We start from the raw sequence: 5,961 nt of genomic DNA on the forward strand, positions 1-5,961 counted from the left end.
AGAGTAGGTCACCGCCGGACAATCTTTGGAGAAGGGGTTCATGCGAGCCCGGTTTTATACCGGGGCTCGCGTGGGCCCCTTCTCGCATGTCCGGGGACAGGTCCCGCATGCCTGGACGTCGGTTGCGAGCCGACCGCGAGGGAGGAGCGAATCTTCCCTCGCCAGAGTGTCTCTGCCATCTCGGGGATCTACATCTGGACCAGATCAAGCGGTGGCGCGTTACCCGTGTGCACGTCCGCTACGTGGCACCGCGCATCACCGCAGTGCAGCAGGACGAGCACGGCCGGTAAATGCGACCGCGATTAGAGATGCACGAACAGATTCTGATCTGGAGGATTTCCCGCGCGCTGCCGAGGTCAGTGGGGTTGCTCCAGATGGGCACTGCTGGAACTGCCGGTCAAGCCTTCGGTCCGGGCGGCCACCCTGCGCCTTCTCGCCGGGCTGCCGACCACCACCGTGGGCGGCTCGGTCACCGACCCGCTGGGACGCCCGGGCATCGCGGTCACCTTCGTGAAGAGCGAGGGTTCCTCCGCCCAGTTCGGCGCTGACACCGAGGTGGCCGAGCGGTACTCCACCACCGAGGTGGCCGAGCGGTACTCCACCATCCTCGGCCCGCGGACCGGCACTATCCTGGCCCACGCTTTCAGCGCGGCCGAGAGCGCGGCCGAGAGCGCGGCCGAGAGCGCGGCCGAGAGCGCGGAGGGGATCGCGAAGGGGACGGCCATGAACTACCAGGCGTGGGCACCTGAGGCCGGCTGGACAAGCGAACGCCCCGAGCGGCCACACGGCTGCCGGATCAGTGACCGCCCGATCCCATGACAGGGCGCCGCCCCTGTACCGGGCGATCGGCCTTCGGGACTGACAGAACGCAGAGATCGGCGGTAGCGATGATCATATTTCCGGCGGCCCACGGATCGACCTGAAGACATCGGTACTCGGCTCTTACCTGTCACTCGAGTTCGTACGCGCCCCCGAAGTGAGTCTCAGCAAGGTCGGGTCGCCCGAAGGAGTCTCATCCTCGGGCGACCCGACCTTACCGATTCGGTGAGCGGACTGTCTTCCGCGAGGGGAGCCTGCCGGCGTGGGAATGTTGGCGAGGCGTTCGACGAGTGTTGCGCATGCCCGCATCTGCGCCGTCGGCGAGCGCGCAGACACGGCCTTGAAGGTCTGGAAGGCCGTTACTCGGGATGACTGCTGGACAGGGGTCAACGCACCCCGCGCATTCGTTGCAGCAGGAGGGCGAGCAGGCCGCAGGCAGTTCCCCACACCACGTTGGTGATGAGGATCGACGTGCTGCCGAAGAGGGCCACGGGGATTCCCCTCACCAGCAGGCCGCTGGTCGCGATGGCGAAGACCCCATACGCGGCTCCCGCGAGCGCCGGTGTCAGGACGGGGCGCCGTACCCGGGTCAGGCCCACGATGAGGATCCACGCCAGGGAGATCGCCACCGTAAGGACGATGGGGGTCGCCGGCTTCCCCAACGCATCCGACAGGCCCACGATGGAGAACAACGGTCTGACGAAGGCGATGGCGGCCAGCCCGAGGACGAGCGGCCAGTTGACCGAGTGAAGAGGGGACTCCGGCCGGTGGTTCGGCGGGGAAGGCATGTTCGCTGTCACGCGGTCGAACATACGGATGCGCCGCGCTCACCCACATCGCCCCGCAGGAGTCATCTCCCGGTCCGCTTGTACGTCGAGAAGCGACATCCGTGCGGTTTCGCGCATTCGGCGGCGCACGAGGCCGCACACTGGAACCAGTGACCGAAGCTCCGCCCACGGGGTCCGGCGCCGAAGCTCCGCACATTGACTCCGGATGCCGAAGCTCCGCGGACTGAGCCCGCGAATCGGACCCCGCACACTGGAGAGCGAAACCGGCCAGCCACACACATGCCTCGGTGAACGAGCACAGGCGGGAAGCGGGACAAAGGGAAGAGAAGGGCGAGGGCAGAGGGCGCGGCATGCTCCAGCAGCAAGGACGGCGGGACGCGGACGGTGTCCCCGAAGGGGTGGTCCTGGCCCTGGTGGCCCTCGGCCAGGCGGTCGCGGTCTCGTTCGTCATCGCCGCGGGCGCCCCGAGCAGCGGCTACCACGGGTGGGGAGCGTACGCCTTCGCGTGCGGGTTCGGCCTCGTCCTGCTCGCCCATCGGGTGGCCCCGCTCTCGGTCCTCGTGGTGACCGTTCTCGGCATCTTCCTCTATTACGCCATGGATCACCCGCCCATCGGCATGGCCGTCCCCGCGGCGGCGGCCCTGTACTTCGCGGCCGAACGCCGCGACATCCGGTGGCCGGTGGGCGGCGGGTTGGTGCTGCTGGGCGTGTCGGCGTTCTTCCGCGTCGTCAACGAGCGCGAACAGGGCGACGTCCTCAGCTATGACCTGTTGACCAACGCGGCTCTGATCGGATGCGCCATCGCACTCGCGTCCACGGTGCGGGGGCGTCGTCAGCTCCATGAACAGCAGCAGCGCATCGTCACTCTGGAACGCGAGCGCGAACGCCACCGCGCCGAACAGGCCATGCAGGAGGAACGGCTCGGCATCGCCCGCGACCTGCACGACACGATCGGGCACGCCCTGGCGATCGCCACCGTGCATGCCAACGTGGCCCGCGAGGCCGTCGGGCGGGACGATGAGGCGGCGGTCCGTTCGCTGGCGAACGTTGCGGACGCCACCTCGCGATCCCTGCGCGAGCTGCGAACGACCGTGTCCCTGCTGTCCTCCCCGGAGCGGCGTGGCCGGCGCGACCTCGCGCCTCATGGCCTGGAGGGCATCCGGACCGTTGTGGAGTCCGCGCAGCGCGCCGGGCTTACCACGCGGGCGGAGCTGGACGCCGAGGACTCTCGCGTGCCTCCCACGATCGCGACCGCCGCCCACCGCATCGCCCAGGAGGCCGTGACGAACGTGATCAAGCACGCCGCCGAGGCCACCTCTGTCACCATCACGACCCGGATCGAGGGCGACGCCCTGTACGTGACCGTCTCGGATGACGGGAAGGGCCCCGCCGCTCTCCGCGTGGGAGGAGGCAGGGGTGTGGCAGGAATGCGCGAGCGGGCGGCTCTGCTGGGCGGCGTCCTGACCACGAACCGATCGTCTTCCGGGACGACGGTGACCGCGCGGCTGCCGCTGGCGCAGGAGGACGCGTGACCGCCCGGTTGCCGCTGGCCGAGGAGGAGACAGCGGCAGTCCCGCTGCCGTTCGCGCGGGAGGAGCGGGCGTGATCAGGGTGGTCATCGCCGAGGACGAGCTGCTGCTGCGGTCGGGGCTGCGCGCGCTGGCCGAGCGCGACGGCGACATCACGGTCGTCGCCGAGGCGGGGGACGGTCAGGCCGCGGTCGCCGCTGCCCGCGCGCACCGCCCCGACATCGTGCTCATGGACATCCGGATGCCCGCGCTCGACGGCATCGCCGCGACACGGCGCGTCGTCGGCGAGCTCGAGGGTGTCAGGGTCGTCGTGCTGACCACGTTCGACGAGGACGAGAACGTCTTCGACGCGATCCGTGCCGGCGCGTCCGGCTACCTGCTCAAGGACGTCCAGCCGGAAGAACTGCGCGGCGCCATCCGGCTCGTGGCCGGCGGCCAGTCGCTGCTCGCGCCGTCGATCACCGGGAAGGTCATGCGGGCGGCCGCCTCGGCACGCGGCCGGGGACGGCCGGAGCTGGTGGAGGGGCTGTCCGGCCGTGAGCGTGAGGTGCTGGCCGCGATCGGGCGCGGGCTGAACAACCAGGAGATCGCCGCCGAGCTGTTCATCAGCCCCGACACGGCGCGCACGTACGTCAGCAGGCTGCTCGCGAAGCTCCCGGCCCGCGACCGCACCCAACTGGCCATCATCGCCTACGAGAGCGGCCTGGCGGGGCAGGGGTGAGCGCTTCACGTCCGGGGGACGCTCGCAGGCGGCTGCTGCGCGCCGCCTCCGAACGAAACGCCGGTTGAAGCCTCCAACCGTCGGGTGAAGCACGGCGGAAGCGGCCGGTGAGCCGTCGGTCCAGGGGGCCGCTCCACGCTTGGGGCGGGGCGCAAGTCGGCGTCAACCCATCCGCAATCGCGCAACGGTACCAATGGACTCATAAAGCACATAGCACCCTCGGAGGTGTCCGTAATGCCCCGTTCGGCGCGGGTCCGTACGTCGTCGCAGCGCCTCGTCGCTGGGACGCCGGTCCGGGCGGCGAAGTGCGGGGGAACTCCGCCGGGAGGTCGGCTCGTCTGCATGAGTGAGGGGCCGGTGCGAGTCGGGAGAGCTTGGGGAGTCTTGGGATTCACAGGTGTACGGCTGAGAGAAGAGGGGAACGACGTACTAGATATGGAGCTCCCCCGTCAGGACCGTCACCGCGTGACCGGCCCGGTGGACTCAGTCCACGGCCGGCCCGGCACGCCGCGTGGTCCCCTGCGGAGCGTGACGCTCCGTGATGCGGCTCCCGGCCGTTCAAGCCGTGGATGTACGGGTAGCGGAGCGGCACCGGCTTCACGCCACCCAGGCGAGCGCCTTCCCGGAGCGCGACCGGAGCGGGCGGTGCGAGAGGAGTTCGGCCGGGAGGTCGCGATTGCTCCCATGCACCGCGACGGCGCCGGTGTGGAGGGCTTTTTCCCGTCCGGACGGAACTGTGGCCACTCTCACTTCCTCGGCCGGAAAATCCATTGTGATCATGAAACTGGCCGTGCCATTCACTGTGGGCGTTCGGTCTGCGGTGCCGAATATGCCCCCTCTGCGGCCCGGGCCGTGCGAATAGCGTTGGGGCGTCTCGACCGAGGTCGAGAACCACCCGAACCAATCCGGTCGCGGGGGCATCTAAGACAAGTGAGGCTCCGCTGCCTGCGTCCATGCGCCGGGAGCGGCTGACTCTGGACGGCAGACCGCGGCAGGATTACCCGGGGAAGAAGTGTCGGTGAAGGCGTCTACAGTGACAACGGACGCATGAGTCGATGCCTGCGGGGGAGAGATATCCGGGTGAAACCTGGCCGCTTGCCGTACAAAATGGAATTGGTCGTGGGCGTGTCGCATGGCGAACACGGAATCGTCGGTTACCGTCCAATGTGTAGGGACGTGCCGATTACGGTGAGTTCCTGAAGGAAAGGACAAGCCGATGGGGGCTGTGCGCAAGGTGGTGAACTACCTTGGCCTGGGCGGGGTCGACCAGTACGACGACCACTACGACGACGAGCAGTACGAAGAGGAGTACATGCCGGCGTCGGAGCGGGCGGCCAGGAGGTGGCGGTCGACGGTTGACCCGTCGCGAATCGTGATGGTCCAGCCGCTCAAGTACAACGACGCGCCGATGATCGGTCAGCACTTCCGTGACGGTCAGACGGTGATCATGGACGTGACGGGCATGCCGATGCCCGAGGCGACCCGGATGGTGGACTTCGCGGCCGGTCTGGCCTACGGCTGTGAGGGCCGGATCGAGCGCATCGCCGACCGGGTGTTCCTACTCGCGCCGGCGCACGTGGAGATCGAGACCTCCTAGCAGGTGAAGATCGAGATGAGACGACGTTCGAGCGCGTATGGACCGCTCCGATGGTCCAGCGCGCGGAGACCGGAGGCCTTGTCCCAACGCGGGGACCCGGTCTCGTCTCGTCGTCTCGGCGCGTGGAGCCTCCGACGGCTTCACCGCGCGGGAAGGCCGGGAGCCTTCCTGACCGCAGGGCGAGCCGGACCGCCGCCGCAGGGCCTTCCTGCCCGCGAGGCAAGCCGGACGGCGTACGTCCTGGCGTTCTGAGGGCGGCGCGGGTTACGTCCTGGCGTTCCGCAGGTGGCGCAGGTTATGCCCTGGCGTTCCGAGGGCGGCGTGGGTACGTCCTGGCGTTCCGAGGGCGGCGTGGGTACGTCCTGGCGTTCCGAAGGTGGCGTGGGTACGTCCTGGCGTTCTGAGGGCGCGTCCTAGGAGCTGTTTCCTGGATCAGGTCCGGAGCCAGATAGCCAAGGCGGCGACGGTGACGGTTCCCAGGAAGATGTAGGCGCGCTTGTCGTAGCG

The 5,961-nt window shown here is 68.9% G+C and carries 5 protein-coding genes; 4 read left to right on the forward strand and 1 reads right to left on the reverse strand.

Annotated features, from left to right (window positions below):
- Positions 1–456: 456 nt before the first annotated feature.
- On the forward strand, positions 457–819 hold the full coding sequence (locus AB0H81_RS43490) for a hypothetical protein (RefSeq protein ID WP_358387979.1): 363 nt from the start codon (positions 457–459) through the stop codon (positions 817–819).
- A gap of 386 nt (positions 820–1,205) precedes the next feature.
- On the opposite strand, the gene AB0H81_RS43495 is transcribed toward AB0H81_RS43490, so the two are convergent.
- Entirely contained in the window at positions 1,206–1,619 is a 414-nt protein-coding gene (locus AB0H81_RS43495) for a hypothetical protein (RefSeq protein ID WP_358387981.1), read from the reverse strand.
- Between the two features lie 338 nt (positions 1,620–1,957).
- On the opposite strand from AB0H81_RS43495, the gene AB0H81_RS43500 reads away from it, so the two are divergent.
- The 3 genes from AB0H81_RS43500 (at position 1,958) to AB0H81_RS43510 (ending at position 5,454) form a co-directional block, all read left to right on the forward strand.
- On the forward strand, positions 1,958–3,139 hold the full coding sequence (locus AB0H81_RS43500; protein ID WP_358387984.1) for a histidine kinase: 1,182 nt from the start codon (positions 1,958–1,960) through the stop codon (positions 3,137–3,139).
- 70 nt (positions 3,140–3,209) lie between these two features.
- Positions 3,210–3,857: a response regulator transcription factor gene (locus tag AB0H81_RS43505; protein WP_358387987.1), complete on the forward strand. Its 648-nt coding sequence runs from the start codon at positions 3,210–3,212 to the stop codon at positions 3,855–3,857.
- 1,216 nt (positions 3,858–5,073) lie between these two features.
- Positions 5,074–5,454, forward strand: a complete 381-nt coding sequence (locus AB0H81_RS43510) for a cell division protein SepF (RefSeq protein WP_175595813.1) — start codon at positions 5,074–5,076, stop codon at positions 5,452–5,454.
- The last annotated feature ends 507 nt before the right edge of the window (positions 5,455–5,961 follow it).

The sequence above is a fragment of the Nonomuraea sp. NPDC050691 genome (genome assembly GCF_040654455.1).
Taxonomy (GTDB): Bacteria; Actinomycetota; Actinomycetes; order Streptosporangiales; family Streptosporangiaceae; genus Nonomuraea.

Excerpts from the sequence above, each read along its gene's own strand:
- AB0H81_RS43500 (WP_358387984.1), top strand. The coding sequence starts at position 1,958 with ATGCTCCAGCAGCAAGGACGGCGGGACGCGGACGGTGTCCCCGAAGGG.
- AB0H81_RS43510 (WP_175595813.1), top strand. The coding sequence starts at position 5,074 with ATGGGGGCTGTGCGCAAGGTGGTGAACTACCTTGGCCTGGGCGGGGTC.